The organism is Pseudomonas sp. MT3, from assembly GCF_054720805.1.
Genome location: NZ_JBTVPY010000005.1, coordinates 22082 through 45619, shown reverse-complemented (window position 1 = coordinate 45619; position 23538 = coordinate 22082). Strand labels below are relative to the sequence as shown.

General features: G+C 66.4%; 19 protein-coding genes. 11 read left to right on the top strand and 8 right to left on the bottom strand.

Going from position 1 to position 23538, the window contains the following annotated elements; translation table 11 throughout:
• Window positions 1–57 precede the first annotated feature (57 nt).
• A complete protein-coding gene (locus ACYCAX_RS06800; RefSeq protein WP_294980837.1) occupies window positions 58–1068 on the bottom strand; it encodes an AraC family transcriptional regulator in 1011 nt (336 codons plus the stop codon).
• Window positions 1069–1201: 133 nt separating this feature from the next.
• Here ACYCAX_RS06800 and ACYCAX_RS06795 point away from each other — a divergent pair, with 133 nt between their 5' ends.
• Genes ACYCAX_RS06795 through ACYCAX_RS06785 form a run of 3 tightly spaced genes read left to right on the top strand, consistent with a single transcriptional unit; the run spans window position 1202 to window position 5685 of the window.
• The gene (locus tag ACYCAX_RS06795) at window positions 1202–2809 is read left to right on the top strand and encodes an FAD-dependent oxidoreductase (RefSeq protein ID WP_294980840.1); all 1608 of its coding nucleotides are present in this window, start codon (window positions 1202–1204) and stop codon (window positions 2807–2809) included.
• A gap of 21 nt (window positions 2810–2830) precedes the next feature.
• The gene (locus ACYCAX_RS06790) at window positions 2831–4003 is read left to right on the top strand and encodes an L-lactate dehydrogenase (RefSeq protein ID WP_294980843.1); all 1173 of its coding nucleotides are present in this window, start codon (window positions 2831–2833) and stop codon (window positions 4001–4003) included.
• A 23-nt stretch (window positions 4004–4026) separates the two neighbouring features.
• On the top strand, window positions 4027–5685 hold the full coding sequence (locus ACYCAX_RS06785) for an acetolactate synthase large subunit (protein ID WP_460247662.1): 1659 nt from the start codon (window positions 4027–4029) through the stop codon (window positions 5683–5685).
• 148 nt (window positions 5686–5833) lie between these two features.
• On the opposite strand, the gene ppk2 is transcribed toward ACYCAX_RS06785, so the two are convergent.
• From ppk2 to ACYCAX_RS06760, 5 genes are all read right to left on the bottom strand, one after another.
• On the bottom strand, window positions 5834–6751 hold the full coding sequence (gene ppk2 / locus ACYCAX_RS06780; RefSeq protein ID WP_294979444.1) for a polyphosphate kinase 2: 918 nt from the start codon (window positions 6749–6751) through the stop codon (window positions 5834–5836).
• A 418-nt stretch (window positions 6752–7169) separates the two neighbouring features.
• Window positions 7170–7622, bottom strand: a complete 453-nt coding sequence (locus tag ACYCAX_RS06775; protein ID WP_460247661.1) for a PaaI family thioesterase — start codon at window positions 7620–7622, stop codon at window positions 7170–7172.
• A 151-nt stretch (window positions 7623–7773) separates the two neighbouring features.
• On the bottom strand, window positions 7774–8163 hold the full coding sequence (locus ACYCAX_RS06770) for a hypothetical protein (RefSeq protein WP_015476933.1): 390 nt from the start codon (window positions 8161–8163) through the stop codon (window positions 7774–7776).
• A 546-nt stretch (window positions 8164–8709) separates the two neighbouring features.
• Window positions 8710–8868 carry a hypothetical protein gene (locus tag ACYCAX_RS06765; RefSeq protein ID WP_015476932.1) on the bottom strand — a complete coding sequence of 53 codons (159 nt, stop codon included), beginning with the start codon at window positions 8866–8868 and terminating at the stop codon, window positions 8710–8712.
• A 283-nt stretch (window positions 8869–9151) separates the two neighbouring features.
• A complete protein-coding gene (locus tag ACYCAX_RS06760) occupies window positions 9152–10273 on the bottom strand; it encodes a M14 family metallopeptidase (protein WP_460247660.1) in 1122 nt (373 codons plus the stop codon).
• Between the two features lie 209 nt (window positions 10274–10482).
• On the opposite strand from ACYCAX_RS06760, the gene lpdA reads away from it, so the two are divergent.
• The 4 genes from lpdA to ACYCAX_RS06740 all read left to right on the top strand — a co-directional run bounded on the left by lpdA (window position 10483) and on the right by ACYCAX_RS06740 (window position 13842).
• Entirely contained in the window at window positions 10483–11883 is a 1401-nt protein-coding gene (gene lpdA, locus ACYCAX_RS06755) for a dihydrolipoyl dehydrogenase (RefSeq protein ID WP_460247659.1), read from the top strand.
• A 245-nt stretch (window positions 11884–12128) separates the two neighbouring features.
• Window positions 12129–12398 carry a hypothetical protein gene (locus ACYCAX_RS06750; protein WP_015476929.1) on the top strand — a complete coding sequence of 90 codons (270 nt, stop codon included), beginning with the start codon at window positions 12129–12131 and terminating at the stop codon, window positions 12396–12398.
• Window positions 12399–12572: 174 nt separating this feature from the next.
• On the top strand, window positions 12573–13577 hold the full coding sequence (locus ACYCAX_RS06745; RefSeq protein ID WP_460247658.1) for a GlxA family transcriptional regulator: 1005 nt from the start codon (window positions 12573–12575) through the stop codon (window positions 13575–13577).
• 22 nt (window positions 13578–13599) lie between these two features.
• Complete coding sequence (locus tag ACYCAX_RS06740) at window positions 13600–13842, top strand: DUF1272 domain-containing protein (RefSeq protein ID WP_294979425.1); 243 nt, start codon at window positions 13600–13602, stop codon at window positions 13840–13842.
• A 118-nt stretch (window positions 13843–13960) separates the two neighbouring features.
• On the opposite strand, the gene nfuA is transcribed toward ACYCAX_RS06740, so the two are convergent.
• On the bottom strand, window positions 13961–14545 hold the full coding sequence (nfuA, locus tag ACYCAX_RS06735) for a Fe-S biogenesis protein NfuA (protein ID WP_015476926.1): 585 nt from the start codon (window positions 14543–14545) through the stop codon (window positions 13961–13963).
• Window positions 14546–14743: 198 nt separating this feature from the next.
• Window positions 14744–17032 carry a fatty acid cis/trans isomerase gene (locus tag ACYCAX_RS06730; RefSeq protein WP_294979422.1) on the bottom strand — a complete coding sequence of 763 codons (2289 nt, stop codon included), beginning with the start codon at window positions 17030–17032 and terminating at the stop codon, window positions 14744–14746.
• 170 nt (window positions 17033–17202) lie between these two features.
• On the opposite strand from ACYCAX_RS06730, the gene metH reads away from it, so the two are divergent.
• The 4 genes from metH (at window position 17203) to ACYCAX_RS06710 (ending at window position 23379) form a co-directional block, all read left to right on the top strand.
• Window positions 17203–20895, top strand: coding sequence for a methionine synthase (metH, locus tag ACYCAX_RS06725; RefSeq protein WP_460247657.1), 3693 nt, complete (start codon window positions 17203–17205; stop codon window positions 20893–20895).
• A 263-nt stretch (window positions 20896–21158) separates the two neighbouring features.
• Window positions 21159–21509 carry a YggL 50S ribosome-binding family protein gene (locus ACYCAX_RS06720; RefSeq protein WP_015476923.1) on the top strand — a complete coding sequence of 117 codons (351 nt, stop codon included), beginning with the start codon at window positions 21159–21161 and terminating at the stop codon, window positions 21507–21509.
• 283 nt (window positions 21510–21792) lie between these two features.
• On the top strand, window positions 21793–23118 hold the full coding sequence (locus ACYCAX_RS06715; RefSeq protein ID WP_460247656.1) for an MATE family efflux transporter: 1326 nt from the start codon (window positions 21793–21795) through the stop codon (window positions 23116–23118).
• A gap of 45 nt (window positions 23119–23163) precedes the next feature.
• Window positions 23164–23379, top strand: coding sequence for a DUF2970 domain-containing protein (locus tag ACYCAX_RS06710; protein WP_015476921.1), 216 nt, complete (start codon window positions 23164–23166; stop codon window positions 23377–23379).
• Window positions 23380–23538: the final 159 nt, after the last annotated feature.

Here is a 23538-nt window from a genome sequence, read left to right as displayed (position 1 = left end):
CATCGGGTAAGAAGGCGGGTTCGCGAGCTCGCCCCTACGCAGGGCGTACGGGTATCGCTAGTCGCCTTCGGCTGCGGCGTCCGCTTCGGTCGTCGCCTGCTGCCGCCATTGCGCGGGGGTCACTCCGGTCCAGCGCTTGAAGGCTCGCCAGAAGGTACTGGGCTCGGCAAAGCCCAGGCTCTGGCCGATATCCGCCAGCGCCTGCGAACTGCCGGCCACGGCGTGCAGGGCGGCGTCCCGGCGGGCCTGGTCGAGCAGCGTGGAGAAGTCCAGCTGTTGCTGCTGCATGCGCCGCGCCAGTGTGCGCGGGCTCAACCCCAGCGCCTGGGCGGCGCGGCTACGGGTCGGCAGTTGGGCATGCAGTTGCGAGTCGATCCAGCGACGCAGTTCCTGGATCAGCGCATCCGCCGGCGACAAGGCCGACAGCCGCGCGGCCGCGTGCTGCTGATGGACCCTGGCCAGTTGCGCGTCGGCCTGCGGCAGCGGCGCATCCAGCAGGGCGTTGTCGATCAGCACGCCGCTGAAGGCCTGGTTGAACTCCACCGGACACTGGAAGACCGCGTGATAGCCCGCCATCGGGCCAATCCGCGCCTGGCTGAACTGCACCTTGACCGGCGGCTGGTAGCTCCCCGAGTTCCAGTGCGCGAAAGCCACCACGGCGGCCAGCACGGCCTCGATCTGGTGCGGACTGAACGGCAGCCGATCCTGGCAGGGGTGATACACCAGCCAGCTGGCGTGCACGCCGGGAATCATCTGCAGGCGCCCACCATCGCTGATCAGGCGCTGGTACTTCTGAACCACGGCGATGGACTCGCGCAGGGTGGGCGCCGACTGCAGCAGGTAGCTGACCACGTTGAAACTGGCCGGGCCGACCAGCGCTCCCGCCTTCAGGCCGAACCCCGGATCGCCGGTGAGGCGCACCGCCGCCCGCCACAGCCGAGTGATGTGGTCGACCGGCCAGCGCTCCTGCGCCATCTCGGCGGACGCGATGCCGGCAGCCTTGAGCAGCGCATCGCGCTCTATCCCCAGGCGCTGCGCCGCGCCGAGGACGGTGTTGACCCAACTCATGGAGACACTGGCCTGCAAGGTCAATTCCCCTGTCCTCCCAAGTCAATCCCTGCGGATCATAGGCAGTTATCGTCGACCTGGACAAGACGCATCCCGGGCAAGCCGGGCCTGCGAGCACAACGGGATCGACACCATGCACCTGCAATCCGATCTTGTGGTAGCCGGCGGTGGACTCGCCGGCATCGTGACCGCGCTGGAAGCCCTGCGCGCCGGCCAGCGCGTCACCCTGGTCGACCGCGACAGCCCTGGGCGTTTCGGCGGCCTGGCCCTGTGGGCATTCGGCGGCATGGCGCTGGTGGGCACGCCACTGCAGGCCCGGCTGAAGATTCCGGACACGCCGGAAGTGGCCTTGCGCGACTGGCTGCGCTTCGGCGAACTGGCGCCGGATGACGAATACCCCCTCCAGTGGGCACGCTATTACGTCGAGCGCTCGTGTTCCGAGGTGCATGACTGGCTGCTGGGCGAAGGGCTGAAGTTCATGCCGGCGGTCAACTGGGTGGAGCGCGGCCGACAGGGCGAGGGCAACAGCCTGCCGCGCTATCACGTGCTCTGGGGCACCGGGTACACCCTGGCCCGGCAACTGGTCGCCGCGTTGCACGCTGCCAACAGCGCCGGGCGCCTGCATCTGCTGCACCGCCACCGCATCACCGGGTTGGAGCACCAGGCCGGCAAGGTCTGCGGTGCAGTGGCCGTCTGCGAGGACAGCGCTGCCGAAGTCCGCCTGCAGGCGCCGGTGGTGGTGCTGGCGATGGGCGGCATCAATGGCGGCCACTCCCAGGTCCGCGCCAACTGGCCCGCCACCCGCCCGCTACCGGCCACCCTGCTCAACGGCGCCCACCCCTACGCCGACGGCCAACTCCACCATTGGGTGGCCGAACACCTGGGAGGCCGGATCAGCCACGCCGGCGAGATGTGGAACTATGCCGCCGGCTTCCCACACCCCTATCCGCATTTCGAAGGGCACGGGCTCTCCACCATTCCCTGCAAGTCCGCCCTGTGGCTGGATCACCGCGGCCGGCGCATCGGCCCCGAACCGCTGGTCACCGGTTTCGATACCCACTGGCTGTGCCGGCGCGTCGCCGAACAGGAAAAACCCTGGACCTGGCATCTGCTGAACTGGCGTATCGCCGCCAAGGAGTTCGCCATCTCGGGGGCCGAGCACAATCCGCGCATCCGCGACCGGCAGTTCCCCGCCTTCCTCTGGGAGACCCTGGCCGGCAACCACCGCCTGGTCCGGCAGATGCAGCACGAGAGCCGGCATTTCCTGGTGGACGACACGCTGACCGGGCTAGCCGGGAAGATGAACGCGCTGACCTGTTCGCTGGACATCGACCCGCACGTGTTGCAGGCCACCGCCGACGCCTTCGATGCCAACTTCGCCGGCGGCCGGCGGTTGCACAACGACGATCAGCTCCGCCGCATCCTGCATGCCCGCCAGTGGGGGCCGGACCGCCTGCGCACCTGCAAGCCTGCACCCTTGCAGATGCCCGGCGCCGGCCCGTTCATCGCCATCCAGGCACAGTTGATCACCCGCAAGAGCCTGGGCGGCCTGCGCACCGACCTGCAGAGCCGCGTGCTGGACGCTGCCGGCCGTCCAATCGACGGCCTCTACTGCGTGGGCGAGGCCGCCGGTTTCGGCGGTGGCGGCGCCAATGGCAAGCGCTCGCTGGAGGGGACGTTCCTCCCCGGCTGCATCCTTACCGCGCGCGCGGCGGCCCGCAGCATCAGTCATGGCAGTTGAGCCATCCACCAGGGAGAGTACATGAGCAGGCCACCCTATCCCGCCACGAGCGCCGACTACCAGGCGCTGGCCCGCGCCCGGTTGCCGGCGTTCCTCTGCGACTACGTCGACGGCGGCGCCAGCGACGAACAGACGCTCCAGGCCAACACCCGCGACTGGCAGGACGTCCACCTGCGCCAGCGCGTACTGGTCGACGTCGAGCGGATCGACACCCGCACCACCCTGGCCGGACAGCCTTGTGCGCTGCCGCTGGCACTGGCGCCCGTCGGCCTGGCCGGCCTGATGGCGCGTCGCGGCGAGGTGCAGGCAGCCCGCGCGGCCGAAGCGCTGCAGGTGCCCTTCAGCCTGTCCACCGTCGGCATCTGTCCGGTCGACGAGGTGCACGCCGCCACTACCACACCCTGCTGGTTCCAGCTGTACATGCTGCGCGACCGCGGCGTCGTCCGCGCCATGCTGGAAAAGGCCTGGGCCAGCGGCTGCCGGACCCTGCTCTTCACCGTCGACCTGCCGCTGCCCGGCATGCGCCACCGCGACACCCGCCACGGCCTGGACGCCGGCGGTCCGGGTCCGGCGCTGAGCAGGGCATGGCAGGTGCTCGGCCATCCCGGCTGGTTGTGGCAGGTCGCATTGCGCGGCCGGCCGCTGACCTTCGGCAGCCTCAGCGCGCAGGTTCCGCATGCGCGCAATATCGATGCCTTCAAGGCCTGGGTCGACAGCCAGTTCGACCCGGGCGTGACCTGGGCGGACATCGAATGGCTGCGCGGTCTGTGGCCGGGGATGCTGATACTCAAGGGCATCCTCAACGCCGACGATGCGCGCCAGGCGGTGCGTGTCGGGGCCCAGGCGCTGGTGGTGTCCAACCACGGCGGACGCCAGCTCGACGGCGTTCTCTCGACCGCCCGCAAGCTGCCGGAAATCGCCCAGGCGGTCGGCGCCGACATCGAAGTCCTGGTGGACGGTGGCGTGCGCAGTGGCACCGATCTGTTCCGCGCCGTGGCGCTGGGCGCCCGCGGCGCGCTGATCGGCCGGCCCTGGGTTTGGGCGCTGGCCGGCGCCGGCGAAGCCGGCGTCCGCGCACTGATCGCCAGTTGGCAGCGCGAGCTACTGCTGGCCATGACCCTGGCCGGCGTCACCCGGATCGCCGACATCGACGCCTCCCATCTCGACCGCGTAGCCCCAGGCGCTACGCCCTGACGCATTAAAACAAGGAGAACCCCATGCCCAATGGCGCACAAGCCCTGATGAAGACCCTGGTCGATGCGGGAATCGAGGTCTGCTTCAGCAACCCCGGCACCAGCGAAATGCATTTCGTCGCCGCCCTCGACAGCGAGCCGCGCATGCGTGCCGTGCTCGCCCTGTTCGAAGGGGTGGCCACCGGCGCAGCCGACGGTTACGCGCGCATGGCCGACAAACCCGCCGCTACCCTGCTGCACCTCGGCTGCGGCCTGGGCAACGGCCTGGCCAACCTGCACAACGCGCGCAAGGGCAAGGTGCCGGTGGTCAACATCGTCGGCGATCACGCCACCTACCACACCCCGTACGATGCCCAGTTGCAGTCGGACATCGAGACCGTGGCGCGCAACGTGTCGCCGGGATTCGTGCGGACCTCCGTGCGCACCGCCGACCTATGCCGCGATGCGGTGGAGGCCATCGCCGTAGCCCGCGGCTATCCGGGCCAGGTGGCCACGCTGATCCTGCCGGCCGACGTGTCCTGGGGTGACGGCGGCGTGCCCTGCCCACCACCGGCGGCGCCCTGCCCCGAGGCGGCGGACGACGCCTGCGTGGCGGCCATCGCCGAAGTGATTCGCTCGGGCCGCAAGGTCGCCCTGCTGCTGGGTGGCCGCGCCCTGCGCGAAGCCGATCTGCTGGCCGCCGCGCGCATCGCCGCGCACAGCGGGGTCAAGCTGCTCGCCGAAGTGTTCCCCACGCGCCTGCAGCGCGGGGCGGGGCTACCGCCGGTGGAGCGCATCGCCTACATGGCCGAGATGGCCGGCGTGCAACTGGCGCAGTTCGAGGAGCTGATCCTGGTGGATAGCAAGTCGCCGGTGTCCTTCTTCGCCTATCCAGGCAAGAAGAGCGACCTGGTGCCCGAGGGCTGCCGCGTCCATACCCTGGCCACCCCGGCGCAGGACAGCACCGCCAGCCTGGAGAAGCTGGTCGCCGCGCTCGCCGCCGAACGGGCCACCCCCATGCTGCAGCCGGCGCAGCGCCCGGGCCGCCCACGCGGCAGGCTGACGGCGCCGAAGGTGTGCAAGGCGGTCGGCCACCTGCTGCCCGAAAACGCGATCCTGATCGACGAAGCGATCACCTCCGGGCTGATGCTCTCGTCGATGACCGCCGGCGCCCCGCGCCACGATCTCATCACCCTCACCGGCGGCGCCATCGGCCAGGGCCTGCCGAATGCCATCGGCGCCGCCATCGCCTGCCCGGACCGGCCGGTACTGGCGCTGATCGGCGACGGCACCTCGATGTACACCATCCAGTCCCTGTGGACGATGGCGCGCGAACGGCTCAACGTCACCTCGATCATCTTCAACAACGCCTCCTACTCCGTGCTCAACGTGGAGCTGGAGCGCGTCGGCGCGGAACAGGCCGGCCCCAAGGCCAGGTCGCAGCTGGACCTGCACGGCCCGGTGCTGAACTTCGCCCAGTTGGCACAGGGCATGGGCGTGCACGGGGTTCGCGTGAGCACCGCCGAGGAGCTGAGCAAAGCCCTGGAGTACGCGCTGGCGCATCCCGGCCCGCACCTGATCGAAGCGGTAGTGCCTGAATCGCTCAGCGGCGCCAGGCGCAAGCTGCTGCCTTATCTGCTGCGTGCCCTGCCCAACCTGCCGGCTCCGGTAGCCGGCGCGCTCAAGCGCAAGCTGGCGCCCTGAGCATACGGGGAGCAGAGTCCGTTTCCGCTCAGGTGCAGGAGCACTGGGGCAGGTGGGGTCTGGGCGATACCCATGCGCGGGGCAGTGATGGGTGTCGCTACGCTCCGTGCCATCGGGCAAAAGCCGCCCTGACTCCGCCGCAGCGGAGTCAGTAGACTTCCGGTACCTGCAGCTCCAGCGGCGTGGGGTGCCGCTGGTAGCCCTCGTGGCGCTGGCGTTCGGGGAGGCGGACGTTGGGCTGCCGTACTTCCTGGTAGGGAATCTGCTGGAGCAGGTGGTGGATGCAGTTGAGCCGGGCCTTTTTCTTGTCGTCGGCGTGCACCACCCACCAGGGCGCCTCGGGGATGTGGGTGCGCTCGAGCATGATTTCCTTGGCCTTGGTGTAGGCCTCCCAGCGCCGTCTCGACTCCAGGTCCATCGGGCTGAGTTTCCATTGCTTGAGCGGATCGTGGATGCGGCTGAGGAAACGGAAGCGCTGCTCCTCGTCGGAGATGGAGAACCAGTACTTGATGACCTGGATCCCGGAACGCACCAGCATGCGTTCGAACTCGGGCACGCTGCGGAAGAACTCTTCGTACTGGTCATCGGAACAGAAGCCCATCACCCGCTCGACGCCAGCGCGGTTGTACCAGCTGCGATCGAACAGGACGATCTCGCCCGCCGCCGGCAGGTGCGAGACGTAGCGCTGGAAGTACCACTGGGTGCGCTCGCGGTCGTTCGGCGCCGACAGCGCGGCGACGCGGCAGACGCGCGGGTTGAGGCGCTGGGTGATGCGCTTGATCACCCCGCCCTTGCCCGCCGCGTCGCGACCTTCGAAGAGGATCACCACCTTGTGGCCGGTCTTCACTACCCAGCTCTGCAGCTTTACCAGTTCGCCCTGCAGGCGGAACAGGGTGTGGAAGTAGCGCTGGCGCGCCAGGCGCTCTTCGTGGGATTGCAGGTTGCCGTGGCGCAGGCCGTCGAGATCGTACAGTTCGTCGAACAGTTCGAGTTCCAGCTCTTCGTCCTGGTCGTCGACCAGGTCGCTCTGGATACGCTGGGGGAAATTCTTGTCATCAAGCAGCATAGCGATTGCCTTGTGCCATCACTGGCGCAGTCATCCGTGGGTGACACTTTCATGACAGAAAAATGTAGTTACGCCATATGACGAAATCATTACAGCCAGGCACAGGCATCCCTTTCAGACCCGGCCTAGAGCCTTCTCAGGTCTGACAGAGGAAGGTTGAGAAGTCCTTAAGAAGCATCACGCACGGCTGAACCGTCGCGACCTGGCTCGATGGCCCGACTGCGGCATCGCAGGAATCAACATCCCGGCCGACCAGGTGACCGCCGCCGACGCGGATGGCGGAACGTCGGGTTGCGAAGAGCGGGATGGCCGCGCCTATCCCCCTGGAACAGGCGAGGGACCTGAACGGCAACGGCCGGCCGGATGCACGGCCCCCGAGGGCGGTTCCGCGCACTACGGCATGGCCGGACAGGGGGGATCAGGCGTCGGCCAGCGGGCGCGACGCGTTGACGTATTTGAAAGTGCCGGACGCGGAAGCGACCACCACGCCGGTGCTGTTGCGCAGTTCGGCCTCGCAGAAGGCGATGGAGCGCGTGTGGTGCCGGACCGTGCCGTGGGCTTCTAGCACCTCGCCCACTTCGCCGCCGGGACGCAGGAAGTTGGTCTTCATTTCGATGGTCACCACGCCGCGACAGGTTTCGTCCGCCGCGCTGGCATTGAGCGCCATCGCCACGTCGAGCAGGGTCATGATCAGTCCGCCGTGGGCGTTGGCCCAGCCGTTGAGGTGGTATGGCTCGATCCGCAGGACGACGCAGCCGGGCCCCGTGCCGTCCGCCGCCGGAGCGTGGCGGAACTGCAGGAGGTCGAGCAGGGGGATGGCGAGGCCGCGATGGGCGGTATAGAGCTTGAGCTGATCGATATCGAGGGGCATGGATGATTCCTGGAGCGAGGGTCGGGACCGGGCGATGTTCCCCGCTCCGGCCGGCGGACCGCAAGCCCGGCGATGCGTCATAGGCTCCGGGAATGCCGGACGATTGCAACGTACCGGGCTGCGGCGCACGCCCCTCGCGGCGGGTAGGTACTCAGCGGGACTTGCGGGTGCCGTTCTTCACGGTCTGGCGTTCGACGGCCTGGACGAAGAGTTCCTCGACCAGCAGGGACTGGATGGGCGCCTGGGTTTCCAGGGACAGGCTCATGGATTCGAGCTTCTGGTTGACGCCCAGGCGGGCGATGCCGCACAGCAGGATGCGCTGGCCGCCGAAGACCTTGCTCTTGTCGAGTCGCACTTCGCGCACCCGCTCGCCATCCTGGTAGGTCACCTTGAGGATGATGGGCGTTTCGTCGCGCACGCTGAGGTTGAGCCAGGTGGCGACGTTGAATTCGACCACCCAGCCCAGGCCGGTTTTCTTGGCCACGGCTTCGCGGACCAGATGCGCCGGTACCGGTCCGATGGGGGTGTTGTGGGTATCCATAGAGCGACGTCTGACTACCGGGGTAAAACGGATTGGTTGAGCGGAAGACCGATTCTATGTGATGCAGTTCAGGTTTTCAGGTGGTTTTTGCAGCAGGCGCGTGGACCGGCAAGCCTCAGACCACCCGCCAGGACCGCTCTACTCCGCGCATTCCGGCGGCTTGCGGTGAAAAGACGGGATATCCGCACGCCCGGTAACGGCGTGCGATCCGATGAAGGGTGTCGCCGCGTTAGCGGATTTGGACGTCGAGGTGGAAGTTGACCGGCTTGTTGCCCTGCCTGGCGCCTCCTCCGCCGGGAGCGCATCCTACGGACTGCCAGCGGGACAGCAGGATGGAAACTGCAGGCAAGCGATGCACGGTTGCGGCGGTGTTCCTCAGCCGTGCCATCGGGCTCCATATGTCATCTCGCCGGCGACGGACAGGTCAAGGGCGATGATGCGGAGATTCGGCCACGGAGGCCGATCCGGCGAGTGGCGCCGGAACGGCCCTGCCGTGTTTCCCGAGTTGACTTGCGCCAGTGGGGATGGGCCCTGGGGCCCCGTTGGTCAGGCCGCTGCGCCAGCGTAGGTGCGAGGCCTGTGGTCGCCCGAGCGGTTCTTGCGCACTTCACGGCGCTCTCTGAAGTCCAGTTCATCCATAGCATCCATGCGTTCCTGCAGGTCTTCGATCTCCTGCGGGGTCAATAGCTTCCGTTGTCGAGTCATATGCACCTCCTTGCGTGCGAATGCCTCATTCTTTGGACTAGCAGTTGCGTAGGAAGATTCAACGATTTCAATGGACGAATTGATCGAACGGTCAGTTCGGACATCTGTAGGAGCGAGCGTGCTCGCGAACGGACTCGTACCATGCCCAGCCAGTTCGAGAGCAAGGGCTGGGCGTCCCCCACGGTCCGACGAAAAGCACGACAGGCTTATCGGCGTAGCCCGTAAGCACGGTGTGCAGGAACAGGCCATTCCCGCGATATACGCCCGATGGGCGCCATCTCTCTCAGCGCAGGTCGTCGAGCAGGCTGGCGACCGTGGTCAACACCGCGCCAGCAAGCGCCTTGGAACGTGCGCCGTTCCAGCCGGTGCGGGCGTTGGGCGACAGGTTGTGGTCCTTGAACGGCATTTCCAGGGTCAGCGACAGGCAATCGTGGGTCTGGCCGACATGGTTGCAGGCCAGGGTCAGGTTGGCCTTTCCCGGCTCGTCCTTGGGATAGCCGTGCACGCTCTGGAACTCGCCATTGGCTTCCAGGCGCTGGCGGAACAGGCTTTCCAGGTGGTCCAGGCGCGAGGTGAAGCCGGGGTTGCCTTCGCAACCGGCAGCGAACACGAAGGGGATTTCCTCGTCGCCGTGAACGTCGAGGAACAGGTCCACGCCGTGCTTGGCCATCTGCTGCTGGACGAACAGCACTTCCGGGCTCTCTTCGGCGCTGGGCGCGGCCCAGGCGCGGTTGAGGTCCTTGCCGGCGGCGTTGGTGCGCAGGTGGCCGTGGAAGGCGCCGTCCGGGTTCATGTTCGGCACCAGGTAGAAGTCGGCGCGCTCCAGCAGGCGCTGGATGCCGGCGTCGCCGGATTGCAGGCGCTCGATCAGGCCTTCCATGAACCATTCGGCCATGTGTTCGCCGGGGTGCTGCTGGGCGATCAGCCAGAACTTGCGCGCACCCGCCGCGCCCTTGCCGATGCGCAGCAGGGGCAGCTCGCGGCCCTCCAGGCTGTGGCCGGTAGCGAGCCGTTCGGCGCCGTTGGCCTGGGCGTGCTTCACCAGTTCGGCGTGGCGTTCTCGGCTGTACGGCTCGAAGTAGGCGAACCAGGCCTGGGGCTGCTCGGCATCGAGGCTGAAGTGCAGGCCATCGGAATCGTAGGTACTCGGCACGCGGAACCACTCGCGCTGGTCGAACGACGCCACTGCGTTGTAGCCCGGCCAGCCGCCGGTGTAGCTGGAGCCAGGTGCGTTGGTCAGGCTGAACCGGTACTGCTGGCCGCTCTGCAGGCCCTCGGCCTTGAAGTGGAACCACTGGAAGTGCGGGCTTCTCGTGTCCGGGCGCAGCGCCAGGCGCACATGGCGCGGGTCGCTGTCGTCGATGACCTGGATGTTGCCGCTGTCGAAATCGCAGTCGATCTTCATGGATTCTCCGTAGGCGCACGAACCCGAGGCGCCAAAGCCCCGCATTTTCGCCCTCCCCGCCGCGCCTGTCATGTAGCGGCGACTTGCCCGAAGAAATATATTATACCTGTAATATAATCCAGGTAACGGAATTCCGGGGTTCTGCGCTGGTGATCCAACGACCACCGGCTAACCTCGATTGACCCTTTTCCCAACACGGAGAACCCTGCATGAGCGCATACGATGTGATCGTCATTGGCGGCGGCCCCGGTGGCTACAACGCTGCGATTCGCGCGGGCCAGCTGGGCCTGAAAGTCGCCTGCGTGGAGGGTCGCGAAACCCTCGGCGGCACCTGCCTGAACGTCGGCTGCATGCCGTCCAAGGCGCTGCTGCATGCATCCGAGCTGTATGAAGCGGCGGCCGGCGGCGAGTTCGCCAACCTCGGCATCCAGGTCAAGCCCAAGCTGGACCTGGCGCAGATGATGAAGCAGAAGGCCGAGAGCGTCGCCGCGCTGACCAAGGGCGTGGAGTTCCTGTTCCGCAAGAACAAGGTGGACCGGGTCAAGGGCTGGGGCCGTATCGACGGGCCGGGCAAGGTGGAGGTCACCGCCGCCGACGGCAGCAAGAGCACGCTGCAGGCCAAGGACATCATCATCGCCACCGGCTCGGAGCCCTCCCCGCTGCCGGGGGTGGAAGTCGACAACCAGCGCATCCTCGACTCCACCGGCGCGCTGTCCATTCCCGAGGTACCCAAGCACCTGGTGGTGATCGGCGCCGGAGTCATCGGCCTGGAGCTGGGCTCGGTGTGGCGCCGCCTGGGCGCCGAGGTGACGGTGATCGAATACCTTGACCGCATCTGCCCCGGCATGGACCTGGAAACCGCCAGGACCTTCCAGCGCGCACTGACCAAGCAGGGCATGAGCTTCAAGCTGGGCTCGAAAGTCACCCAGGCCAAGGTCAGCGGCAAGCAGGTGACCCTGAGCGTGGAGCCAGCCAGCGGCGGCACGGCGGAGCTTATTCAGGCAGATCGTGTGCTGCTCGCCATCGGCCGCCGCCCCTTCACCCAGGGCCTCGGGCTGGAGAGCGTGGGCCTGACCACCGACAAGCGCGGCATGCTGGAGAACCACGAGCATCGCAGCAGCGTGCCGGGCATCTGGGTGATCGGCGACGTGACCTCCGGTCCGATGCTCGCGCACAAGGCCGAGGACGAGGCCATCGCCTGCGTCGAGCTGATCGCCGGCAAGGCCGGGGAAGTGAACTACGACGTAATCCCCAGCGTAATCTACACCCACCCGGAGGTGGCCACCGTAGGCAAGACCGAGGAGCAGCTCAAGGCCGAGGGCCGCGCCTACAAGGTCGGCAAGTTCCCCTTCACCGCCAACAGCCGGGCGAAGATCAACCATGAGACCGAGGGCTTCGTGAAGGTGCTGGCGGACGAGCGCAGCGACGAGATCCTCGGCGTGCACATGATCGGCCCGAACGTCGGCGACATGATCGCGGAGTACTGCGTGGCGATGGAATTCCGCGGCGCCGCCGAGGACATCGCGCGGACCTGCCACCCGCACCCGACCCGCTCTGAAGCCTTGCGCCAGGCGGCGATGAACGTGGACGGCTGGGCCATGCAGGCATGACCGTTCGTCGCTCGTCACGAAAGGGACATGCGGCGCGATGGCGCACCCTCGATATCGCTGCAGGCCACGGCTGACGGGGTCTGCAGCGACCCTTTCGGATTAATTTGCGACTACTTTGTGTACAAACGCGACATGGGCTGTGACTTTCTTCGCTTCTGAAAACATCAATTGCGTGAACGAACACGATGGCGGATGGACCGCCGTCGCCATCTTCGCAATGGATTACCGCGCAGAGAGATCACACCATGAATGCGACCCTTCGTTTCAACGAGGCTCTGCTGATCACCGGACGAGCCTTCCAACCTTTCCAGTGTGTTACCTGGATTGACCAAGGGGGCGACGGCAGCCTCGACCTGTCCGTCATCGACCGGACCGGCACCCGTCTGCTGGGCTTGACCCGCATCCCCAGCTCCGCCTACTCCGACCCGGAACAGCTCGAGGACCTGCTGGTACAGGCGCGCGATGAGCTGAACCGTGAAGGCTACAACCTGCAAGACTGGCACATGCCTGCCTGATCCCAGGAACAGCCCGAGAAAGCCCGGCCACCCGTCGGGCTTTTTCATTTCCGCAACCGACCTTGCCGGAGCAGGCCCTGGCATGTGTGACGTGGCAAAATCCGTGGGGTGACCGGCATTGCCGCCAGCGCCGGGCACCGCCACACTCGCTCCATTGTTCGAACGAGACCCGTCATGGAATCGCCGCGCCAGGTCGCCTGCCTGCTCTACCCCGAAGTCATGAGCCTGGACGTCACCGGGCCGCTGCAGGTGTTCGCCTCCGCCAATGTCGAGCGCCAGCGCCAGGGGCTGGCGCCGGCCTATGAACTGAAGGTGCTCGGCGAACAGGCCGGGCCGGTGGCGACGTCCGCCGGGCTGCGCATCTGCGCCGACGCGAGCTGGCGCGAGCTCGACCCTGCCACCCTCGATACCCTGCTGGTGCCTGGCGGCCTCGGCGTCCCGGTGCAATGCAGGAACAGCGATCTGCTGCGCTGGCTCGCCACCGCGGAACCGCGGATTCGCCGCCTCGGCTCGGTATGCTCCGGCGCGCTGATCCTGGCCGCCGCCGGCGTACTCGATGGCCGTCCGGCGACGACCCACTGGGCGGACGTCGATGCGTTGTGCGCAGGCTTCCCCGGTGTACGGGTGCAGGGCGACCGCCTGCACACCTACGACCCGCAATGCCGCGACGGCGATGACCACGTCTTCACCTCCGCCGGGGTCACCGCCGGCATCGACCTGGCCCTGGCGCTGGTGGAGGCCGATCTCGGCCGAGCCCTGGCACTGGCCGTGGCGCGGCGGCTGGTGATGTTTCTCAAGCGCCCCGGCGGGCAGGCGCAGTTCAGCCACTGGTTGACCCCGGAGCCCAGCCGCACGCCACGCCTGGCCGCGCTGCTGGAGTGGATCCCGGCCAACCTGGGCGCTGACCTGTCGCTGGAGGTCCTGGCGAATCAGGCCTGCATGAGCCCGCGCACGCTCTCGAGGGTGTTCATCAGCGAGCTGGGCATGGGCCCCGGCCGCTACGTCGAACGGGTTCGTCTGGAAGCTGCCCGCGCGCTGCTGCAGGACGCCCAGGCGTCGATCAGCACGGTGTCCCGGCTGTGCGGCTTTGGCCACCCGGAGAATCTGCGGCGCACCTTCCACAAGCACCTGGCAATCAGCCCCCAGGAATACGCCGAACGCTTCGGCCAGTTGCTCTGACGCCCCCCCTGGAGGACTCGCCATGCTCGAACTGCGCCCCAACTGCGAATGCTGCGACCGCGACCTGCCCGGCGACAGCCCGGACGCGCGCATCTGCAGCTTCGAGTGCACCTTCTGCACCGATTGCGCCGACCAGGTGCTGCACGGCCGTTGCCCGAACTGCGGTGGCGAGCTGGTGCCGCGTCCGCGCCGGGCCGCCGAGAAACTGGCGGCAAATCCGGCATCGACCCTGCGGGTACTTAAGCCCAACGGTTGCCCGGGTTGAGGACGCAATATGCCGCTGCGCATCATGGCAGTCCGCTCGCGAACCCTGCTCCATCGAGAACCGGCTTCAAACGAAAAAGGCGACCCGGAGGTCGCCTTTTCGCTGCTCGATCACCCACTCAGTAGTAGGCGTTCTCGCGGTTGCTGTGGTCGGTGACGTCACGCACGCCGTTCAGCTCCGGGATGCGCTCCTTCAGGGTCTTTTCGACGCCATCCTTCAGGGTCAGTTCGACCGCGCCGCAGCCCTGGCAACCACCGCCGAAACGCAGCACGGCGATGTTGTCCTCGACCACGTCCACCAGGCTCACCTGGCCGCCGTGGCTGGCGAGCCCCGGGTTGATCTCGGTCTGCAGGTAGTAGTTGATGCGCTCGGTGAGCGGGCTGTCCTCGTTGACCATCGGCACCTTGGCGTTGGGCGCCTTGATGGTCAGTTGGCCGCCCATGCGGTCGGTGGCGTAATCGACGATGGCGTCTTCCAGGAAGGGCTCGCTGATGGCATCGATGTAGGCAGTAAAGGCTTTCAGGCCGACCGGGGTGTCTTCCGCCTTCTGCTCGCCCGGCTTGCAGTAGGCGATGCAGGTTTCGGCGTACTGGGTGCCCGGCTGGGTGATGAAGATGCGAATGCCTATGCCGGGCGTGTCCTGCTTGGACAGCAGCTCGGCCAGGTAATCCTGTGCGGCTTCGGTAATGGTGATAGCGCTCATGGCAACTCCTCGCAAACGTGGCGCCAGTTTACGCCATTCGGGGGTAAGGTAGAAAGCCCTACTATTTCAGTAGGAATAATTCGCAGCTGGGCTGCGTAGCCTTTGTAGGATCGAGGGGGACGCCCAGTCCTTGCTCGCGAACAGCACCGCGGCGGGGGCTGGTTCGCGAGCAGGCTCGCTCCTACAAAGTGGAAACCGTCAAAGGTTTTCGTAGCGGTTCATGTCCAGCACGCCCGCCTCCACCGGCTCGGTTTCGCGCAGGTATGCCTCCAGGTCGTGGAAGTAGAACCAGAACTGCGGGTGGCTGCGGCGGACACCCCAGTGGTCGGCAACCTTCTCGAAGTCTGCCGCGTTCTTCACCTGCTCCAGGGCCGTGACGAAATCATTCGCCTCGCCGGCCTTCAGGTTGAACATGAAGTTGGGGTAGCTGGAGAGCACGCCGGGGTAGATCGTCAGGGTGTCCAGCCCCGGCTGGTAGCGCAGCGACTCGCCGGCCATGAAGGCGACATTGCTGTGGGCGCGGTTGCGCAGCACGGTGTAGATCTCGCGCTGGCCGTCGGACATTTCCACTCTCAGCAGGGTCGCTTCGGGGAACTGGTCGATCACCGGGAGCCCCGCCGCCGGGCGGCTGACCAGTCGGCTGAAGGCCTGTTCGGCATCCTGCAGCGGCGTGGCGACGCTGTTGCGGTAGCAGGCGCCGTTCTCGCACAAGTTGATCGGGTCGGGCCGCGCGTTGAGCGCCACGTAGTGCTTGAGCAGTTGCTGGGCGAAGGCGTTCTTGGCGCCCTTCTCCGGCAGGAACAGCCCGGTCGGCGCATCGCTGTCATTGTCGTAGTAGTCGGCCCACATCTTGAATTTGCCGCTGTTCTGGTACCAGTCGTCCAGCAGGGGCTTGCGCGCGGCCGTCGGCATCAAGCGCAGGAAGTTCTGTTCGGCGCCGTTGCGGATCAGGTCGAAGTACAGCCGCGTCTGCGCCTGGTGGGCGACGTTGCCGTACACGTCGAAGTTGACCACCAACCCGTAGTAGGTGCGCTCGAACAGCGGGTAGTCCAGCCACCAGATGGTCTGTGGAATGCCGCCGATCAGGCCCTTGCGCACCGAGGCGCTGTCGTACTGGCGGAAGATGCTCAGCACGGCATTGTCGTTGCCGGCCCAGATATCGGCCCAGGTCGGCGCCGGCGAGTCGTCATAGACGTCCTGGCGCAACTCCTCGTAGGCGTTGCGCTTGTCGCGATAGGCACGCCATTGCGACAGCATCGCGCCCATCTCATCGATCTGCCCCGGCAGCGCCAGCAGCGGCGAGGCCTGGGCACGGAAGTCCGGATCGGTGACGTAGAGGTCGTGCTGCGGGTCCTGGAACAGCGCCCAGAAGTTGTCGCGGATCACGTCGGTGGCGATCTGCCCCCGGCACACCGGCCCTCGGATGAAGGTGCGGACGAAGTATTCGGCGTTGTCCAGCATGAACTGGTAGCGCGCCTGCGCGGGGATCGCGGCGAAGGTTGCGAAGGGGTTGGCGCGGTGCTGCAGGCCATAGCCGGGCACCTTGTCGGTGCTCCAGGCTGTGCCGTAGAACAGCTCCTGGGCGCGCGCCAGCTTGGCCGGGTTGAGCGGATAGGTGATGTGCGTCTTGTGCACGATCACGCCCTGGATCGGCCAGAGGCGGTAATAGAAGGTGTTGCCCGGATCGTCGTTCGGCCGGCGCGTGGCGATCGGGTCGATCGGCTGGCCGCTGGGGGTGCGCGAACGCACCAACTGGAAGAAATGCCCCGGCTCGCCGCGCTCGGTGAAGTACAGGTGCGCTAGGAACAGGTGCTCGTAGAGCCAGCGCGACACCAGGCTCTGGCGTGCGCCGGGCTGGTTCAGGAAGCTCTCCCAGCTGGCGATCTGCTCCGCCTCGCCAGCGCCCGGCTGCCAGGCCTGCTCGTCCACTGGCGCGCCCTGGGCCAGCCAGTCCTTGATGGTCGAGCGCTGCCGGTCGGTCAATCCGGTGACGGCGAAGGGCATGCCGCTGCGCGGATTCTTCGCGACGAAGTCGTCGATGGTCTCGGGCGTCGGGCACTGGTTGGTGCGGTTGATCGACAGGTCCAGACCTTCCGGGATCTTCGCGTTGGGCACCAGCGGGTGTTCATGGCCCAGGTCGATCATCCGCGCCATCAGCGCGGCCTGGCTGTCACGCCCATCGAGCACCGACCAGAAGTCCTTGCGCCGCCAGGCATCCGCGCCGTGGGCGTCGAGGAACAGCCGGGTGGTGTCCTGCGCGCGGGTTCGCGCGCCGTCGTACACCGGCAGTTTGTTGGCCCCGCGCTGCGCGCCTTCGGCGGCCGTCAGGTTGAGCTGGCACGGCGAGTCATAGCAGGCGTGGCAAGCCACGCACTTCTCGGTGAAGATCGGCTGGATGTCCTTGGTGTAGGACAGGCCGGCGGCCTGGGAAAACGCGGAAAGCATCAGGGATGCGATGAACAACGTGAAACGTGCTCGCCGGGACATGTGGGGCTCCAGACCTTCGGAATGAGCGGATTCTAGCGAGAACGCCGCCGTAGTGCTGCCTATCCAATAGCAGAACATGAGCGATTTTCATGTAAATCTCCGCAAGCTCAAATTTTCTACAGCTTTGTTATCATCAGCGACCCATTGTCACGCCTCTCTAGGTACCTCCGATGTCTGACCGCGCCGCACGCCTGCAAGCCCTCCAGCAAGCCCTCAAGGAGCGCATCCTGATCCTCGACGGCGGCATGGGCACCATGATCCAGAGCTACAAGCTGCAGGAAGAGGACTACCGTGGCGCGCGCTTCGCCGACTGGCCGAGCGACGTGAAGGGCAACAACGACCTGCTGCTGCTCAGCCGCCCGGACGTCATCCAGGCCATTGAGAAAGCTTACCTGGACGCCGGTGCGGACATCCTCGAGACCAACACCTTCAACGCCACCCGCGTCTCCCAGGCCGACTACGGCATGGAAGAGCTGGCCTACGAGATGAACGTCGAGGGCGCGCGCCTGGCCCGTGAAGTGGCCGACGCCAAGACCGCCGAGAACCCGGACAAGCCGCGCTTCGTTGCCGGCGTCCTCGGCCCGACCAGCCGCACCTGCTCGATCTCCCCGGACGTCAACGACCCCGGCTTCCGCAACGTCACCTTCGACGAACTGGTGGAGAACTACAGCGAATCGGCCCGAGGCCTGATCGAGGGCGGCGCGGACCTGATCCTGATCGAGACCATCTTCGACACCCTCAACGCCAAGGCCGCGATCTTCGCCGTGCAGGGCGTCTATGAAGAGCTGGGCGTCGAGCTGCCGATCATGATCTCCGGCACCATCACCGACGCCTCCGGCCGCACCCTGTCGGGCCAGACTACCGAGGCATTCTGGAACTCGGTGCGCCACGCCAACCCGATCTCCGTCGGGTTGAACTGCGCCCTCGGCGCGAAAGAGCTGCGCCCCTACCTGGAAGAGCTGTCGACCAAGGCTGGCACCCACGTCTCCGCGCACCCCAACGCCGGCCTGCCCAACGCCTTCGGCGAATACGACGAGACGCCGGCGGAAATGGCCGTGGTCGTGGAAGAATTCGCCGCGTCGGGCTTCCTCAACATCATCGGCGGCTGCTGCGGCACCACGCCGGGCCATATCGAGGCCATCGCCAAGGCCGTCGCCAAGTACACTCCGCGCGTCATCCCCGAGATTCCCCGCGCCTGCCGGCTGTCCGGCCTCGAGCCGTTCACCATCGACCGCAACTCGCTATTCGTGAACGTCGGCGAGCGCACCAACATCACCGGCTCGGCCAAGTTCGCCCGGCTGATCCGCGAGGAGAACTACGCCGAAGCGCTGGAAGTGGCGCAGCAGCAGGTGGAAGCCGGCGCCCAGGTGATCGACATCAACATGGACGAGGGCATGCTGGACTCGAAGGCGGCCATGGTTCGATTCCTCAACCTGATCGCGTCCGAGCCGGACATCTCCCGCGTGCCGATCATGATCGACTCCTCCAAGTGGGAAGTGATCGAGGCAGGCCTGAAGTGCATCCAGGGCAAGGGCATCGTCAACTCGATTTCCATGAAGGAAGGCGTGGAGCAGTTCAAGCACCACGCCCGCCTGTGCAAGCGCTACGGCGCAGCCGTGGTGGTGATGGCCTTCGACGAAGCCGGCCAGGCCGACACCCAGGCGCGCAAGGAAGAAATCTGCCAGCGCTCCTACGACATCCTGGTCAACGAAGTGGGCTTCCCGCCGGAAGACATCATCTTCGACCCGAACATCTTCGCGGTCGCCACCGGCATCGAGGAACACAACAACTACGCGGTCGATTTCATCGAGGCCTGCGCCTATATCCGTGACAACCTCCCCTACGCCCTGACCTCGGGCGGGGTGTCCAACGTGTCGTTCTCGTTCCGCGGCAACAACCCGGTGCGCGAGGCGATCCACTCGGTGTTCCTCTACTACGCCATCCAGAACGGCCTCACCATGGGCATCGTCAACGCCGGCCAACTGGAGATCTACGACGAGATCCCGCAGGAGCTGCGCGACAAGGTCGAGGACGTGGTGCTCAACCGCAGCCCGGACGCCACCGAGGCGCTGCTGGCGATCGCCGACAACTACAAGGGCGGCGGTGCGACCAGAGAAGTCGAAGACGAGGAATGGCGCGGTCACAGCGTCGAGAAGCGCCTGGAGCACGCGCTGGTCAAGGGCATCACCACCTGGATCGTCGAGGACACCGAGGAGTGCCGGCAGAAGTGCGCGCGGCCGATCGAGGTCATCGAGGGCCCGCTGATGTCCGGTATGAACGTGGTCGGCGACCTGTTCGGCGCCGGCAAGATGTTCCTCCCGCAGGTGGTGAAATCCGCCCGCGTGATGAAGCAGGCCGTGGCCCACCTGATCCCCTTCATCGAAGCCGAGAAAGGCGACAAGCCCGAAGCCAAGGGCAAGATCCTCATGGCCACGGTGAAGGGCGACGTGCACGACATCGGCAAGAACATCGTCGGCGTGGTGCTGGGCTGCAACGGCTACGACATCGTCGACCTCGGCGTGATGGTCCCGGCGGAGAAGATCCTGCAGACCGCCATCGCCGAGAAGTGCGACATCATCGGCCTGTCCGGCCTGATCACGCCGTCGCTGGACGAGATGGTCCACGTCGCCAAGGAAATGCAGCGGCAGAACTTCCAACTGCCGCTGATGATCGGCGGCGCCACCACCTCCAAGGCGCACACTGCGGTGAAGATCGACCCGCAGTACAGCAACGACGCGGTGGTCTACGTCACCGACGCCTCCCGTGCCGTGGGCGTTGCCACCACCCTGCTGTCGAAGGAACTGAAGGCCGACTACGTGGCGAAGACCCGTACCGATTACGCCGAAGTCCGCGAACGCACCGCCAACCGCAGCGCGCGTACCGAGCGCCTGAGCTATGAACAGGCCATCGCCGCCAAGCCGCAGTTCGACTGGGCCGGTTACCAGCCGCCAGTGCCCTCCTTCACCGGCGCGAAGGTGCTGGAAGACATCGACCTGAACGTGCTGGTCGACTACATCGACTGGACGCCCTTCTTCATTTCCTGGAACCTGGCCGGCAAGTACCCGCGCATCCTCACCGACGAAGTCGTCGGCGAGGCGGCCACCAGCCTGTTCAACGACGCCCAGGACATGCTGAAGAAGCTGATCGGCGAGAAGCTCATTCGCGCCAGGGCAGTCCTTGGCTTCTGGCCGGCCAATCAGGTCCACCACGACGACCTGGAAGTCTATGGCGACGACGGCCACAAGCTGGCCACCCTGCACCATCTGCGCCAGCAGACCATCAAGACCGACGGCAAGCCGAACTTCAGCCTGGCCGACTTCGTCGCGCCGAAGGACAGCGGCGTGAAGGACTACGTTGGTGGCTTCATCACCACCGCTGGCATCGGCGCCGAGGAAGTGGCCAAGGCCTATCAGGACCAGGGCGACGACTACAGTGCGATCCTGGTCAAGGCGCTGGCCGACCGTCTCGCCGAGGCCTGCGCCGAGTGGCTGCACGAGCGCGTGCGCAGGGAATACTGGGGCTACCAGCCCGAGGAGCACCTGAGCAACGAGGCGCTGATCAAGGAGCAGTACGTCGGCATACGCCCCGCGCCCGGCTACCCGGCCTGCCCGGACCACACCGAGAAGGGCACGCTGTTCAAGCTGCTCGACCCCAAGGGTGTCTCCGGCGTGACCCTGACCGAGCACTACGCCATGTTCCCCGCCGCCGCCGTCAGCGGCTGGTACTTCGCCCACCCGCAGGCGCAGTACTTCGCCGTGGGCAAGGTCGACAAGGACCAGGTCGAACGCTACAGCGCGCGCAAGGACCAGGAAATCGGCACCAGCGAGCGCTGGCTGTCGCCGAACCTGGGTTACGACGCGTAAGGCGGTTCCCCTGGCGCCACGCCCGGGACTGCCCGGCGCGCCCAGGGAAGACGGCGGGAAAACCTGCGCTGCACTAAACGCCCAGATACTGGATAATCCCGCCACCCTGGGCGCGTCCCTGCCGGCCTCGCCCCGCCAATTGCCGCTGGATGAGCGCCAGGCGCGCTGGCGCCGGCTCTGGTTCGCCGACGCACGAATCGCCCAGGACACCACGGATTGAAGCCCGGCCACCCGCCGGACTTCCCCTGACGAGAGAAAGACAGATGAAATACCTCACCCCCGAACAGATGGCCAAACCGCGCAAGCGCCGCCTGCAGAAGAAGCTGCGCCTGGGCGAGTTCCAGGAGTTCGGCTTCAGCCTGGAAGTGAACTACAGCGGCGACCTGGATGACGTGCTCGATCAGTGGATCGCCTTTGTCGAGTCCGAGGGCTGGGTCTTCGTCGGCGGCGCCACCGAAGATGGCGAGTTCACCGGCTACCTGTGCCTGAACGCGGTCGGCAGCCTGAGCGAAGCCGACCGCGAAACCACCCGCCTGTGGCTGGAAAAGCAGTCCTGGTGCAAGTCCTTCGAGCTGGGCGAGCTGAGCGACTGCTGGCACGGCCTGTTCGAGTAAGTACCGCTCAAGACCGGGCGCGGGCGGCCTCACCGGGCCGCCCACGCTTCGCGTCGATGCCTCACAGGGCTTGAGTCCGCTCCTCAAGGCGAAACCTCAGGCAGATCTCGGAGCTATCTCCAACTTCATTTCGCAATGAGATGAAGGAGATCAATGAAGTCGAAGAGTCCCCGACACAGGCAGGGCCACGACGGTTACGCTAGGCTTTCCCTCAGCGCCCCGACCGGCACGGGCACGCCCGCTCCCCACAACAGGCCGGAAGCACACTGCCTCCAAGGACGTCATGTTAGAGCGTCAGCGCCTCCAGAACATTCTCACCCTGAGCCTGCCGATCATCGGCGGAATGCTCAGCCAGAGCCTGCTCAACCTGGTGGATGCCGCGATGGTCGGCCATCTGGGGGAAAAGTCCCTGGCCGGCGTCGGTATCGGCAGCTACGCCAACTTCGTCGCGATCTCCCTGGTGATGGGGTTGGGCGCCGGCGTACAGGCACTGGTGGCCCGGCGTCGTGGCGAAGGCCGCATGGTAGACCAGGCGGCACCGCTCAACTGCGGCCTGCTGGTGGCGCTGGGGCTGTCGCTGCCGATCACCCTGATCTGCCTGCTGTTCGCCGAACCCATCGTCCGCGCCCTGTCCAACGACCCCGAGGTGCTGGCGGTCGGCCTCCCCTACTTCGAGTGGCGCGCGCTGTCGGTGCTGGCGGTAGGGCTGAACTTCTCCTTCCGCGGCTACTGGAACGGCACGCGGCGTTCGGGCATGTACATGCGCACGCTGGTGGTGATGCACCTGGCCAACGCGGCGATCAGCTACAGCCTGATCCACGGCCTGTTCGGCCTGCCGCGCATGGGCGCGGTGGGCAGCGGGCTGGGAACCACCCTGGCGCTCTATCTGGGCTCGCTGATCTACGCCTGGCTCACCTGGCGCGACGCCCGCGCCCAGGGCTTCCGCCCGCGCCTGCCGAGCGAGCGCGACATCCGCGTGATGCTGCGCCTGTCACTGCCCAACTCGCTGCAGCAGTTCTTCTTCGCCGCCGGCATCACCCTGCTGTTCTGGATCATCGCCCAGGTCGGCACCCGCGAGCTGGCGGTGGCCCACGTGCTGATCAACCTGGCGCTGTTCCTGATCCTGCCCGGCATCGGCCTGGGCATGGCCGCCACCACCCTGGTCAGCCAAAGCATGGGCGAGCGCGACTTCGACAGTGCGCATCGCTGGGGCTGGGATGTGGTGAAGGTCGCGGCCTGCGGCCTGGCGTTGCTGGGCGCGCCGTTCTGGCTGTTCCCCGAGGCGATCCTGCGGCTGTTCGTCAGCGACCCGGCGCTGATCGAACTGGGCCGCCTGCCGCTGACGCTCACCGGGCTGGGCATGGTGATCGACGCCACCGCGCTGGTGCTCACCCAGGCCCTGCTCGGCGCGGGCGCCACCCGCACGGTCATGGCGGTCAGCCTGGGCAATCAGTGGCTATTCTTCCTGCCACTGGCCTATCTGGTGGGACCGGTTCTCGGCGGTGGCCTGCTGGCGATCTGGAGCATGCAGATCCTCCAGCGCGGGCTGGCCTCGGTGATCTTCGCGATGATGTGGCAGAAACGCGAGTGGACACAGATCGAACTCTAGAAACCATGCTCCAGAATCAGGCTCCAAACATAGGAGGCGCGAACGATGGACGATCAACAGAACAAACCGCCAAGCTTCTGGCAGATGCTGCACAGCGTGCTGGCCGCCGCCTTCGGTGTGCAGAGCGGAAAGAACCGGGCGCGCGACTTCAGCCAGGGCAAGGCCAGTCACTTCATTGCCCTGGGTATCCTCTTTACGCTGATCTTCGTGCTGCTGCTCTACTCCCTGGTGCAACTGGTGCTGCACTTCGCAGGGATCTAGAACGGCGCGGCGCCGGACGGGCCGCAGCGCGGCCCGCCGGAACCATTGTCACTGATGGCTGACCCAGTACACCGCGGTGGCAACCACCAGCAGGATCAGGATGAATGCGGCACGCGCATCGACGACGCTGTCGCGATCCTTGCTGGACTCTTCGCTCAT

Bases quoted from the DNA above. Each gene is read 5' to 3' on its own strand.
- ACYCAX_RS06800 (WP_294980837.1), bottom strand. From the start codon at position 1,068: ATGAGTTGGGTCAACACCGTCCTCGGCGCGGCGCAGCGCCTGGGGATA.
- ACYCAX_RS06795 (WP_294980840.1), top strand. From the start codon at position 1,202: ATGCACCTGCAATCCGATCTTGTGGTAGCCGGCGGTGGACTCGCCGGC.
- ACYCAX_RS06790 (WP_294980843.1), top strand. From the start codon at position 2,831: ATGAGCAGGCCACCCTATCCCGCCACGAGCGCCGACTACCAGGCGCTG.
- ACYCAX_RS06785 (WP_460247662.1), top strand. From the start codon at position 4,027: ATGCCCAATGGCGCACAAGCCCTGATGAAGACCCTGGTCGATGCGGGA.
- ppk2 (WP_294979444.1), bottom strand. From the start codon at position 6,751: ATGCTGCTTGATGACAAGAATTTCCCCCAGCGTATCCAGAGCGACCTG.
- ACYCAX_RS06775 (WP_460247661.1), bottom strand. From the start codon at position 7,622: ATGCCCCTCGATATCGATCAGCTCAAGCTCTATACCGCCCATCGCGGC.
- ACYCAX_RS06770 (WP_015476933.1), bottom strand. From the start codon at position 8,163: ATGGATACCCACAACACCCCCATCGGACCGGTACCGGCGCATCTGGTC.
- ACYCAX_RS06765 (WP_015476932.1), bottom strand. From the start codon at position 8,868: ATGACTCGACAACGGAAGCTATTGACCCCGCAGGAGATCGAAGACCTG.
- ACYCAX_RS06760 (WP_460247660.1), bottom strand. From the start codon at position 10,273: ATGAAGATCGACTGCGATTTCGACAGCGGCAACATCCAGGTCATCGAC.
- lpdA (WP_460247659.1), top strand. From the start codon at position 10,483: ATGAGCGCATACGATGTGATCGTCATTGGCGGCGGCCCCGGTGGCTAC.
- ACYCAX_RS06750 (WP_015476929.1), top strand. From the start codon at position 12,129: ATGAATGCGACCCTTCGTTTCAACGAGGCTCTGCTGATCACCGGACGA.
- ACYCAX_RS06745 (WP_460247658.1), top strand. From the start codon at position 12,573: ATGGAATCGCCGCGCCAGGTCGCCTGCCTGCTCTACCCCGAAGTCATG.
- ACYCAX_RS06740 (WP_294979425.1), top strand. From the start codon at position 13,600: ATGCTCGAACTGCGCCCCAACTGCGAATGCTGCGACCGCGACCTGCCC.
- nfuA (WP_015476926.1), bottom strand. From the start codon at position 14,545: ATGAGCGCTATCACCATTACCGAAGCCGCACAGGATTACCTGGCCGAG.
- ACYCAX_RS06730 (WP_294979422.1), bottom strand. From the start codon at position 17,032: ATGTCCCGGCGAGCACGTTTCACGTTGTTCATCGCATCCCTGATGCTT.
- metH (WP_460247657.1), top strand. From the start codon at position 17,203: ATGTCTGACCGCGCCGCACGCCTGCAAGCCCTCCAGCAAGCCCTCAAG.
- ACYCAX_RS06720 (WP_015476923.1), top strand. From the start codon at position 21,159: ATGAAATACCTCACCCCCGAACAGATGGCCAAACCGCGCAAGCGCCGC.
- ACYCAX_RS06715 (WP_460247656.1), top strand. From the start codon at position 21,793: ATGTTAGAGCGTCAGCGCCTCCAGAACATTCTCACCCTGAGCCTGCCG.
- ACYCAX_RS06710 (WP_015476921.1), top strand. From the start codon at position 23,164: ATGGACGATCAACAGAACAAACCGCCAAGCTTCTGGCAGATGCTGCAC.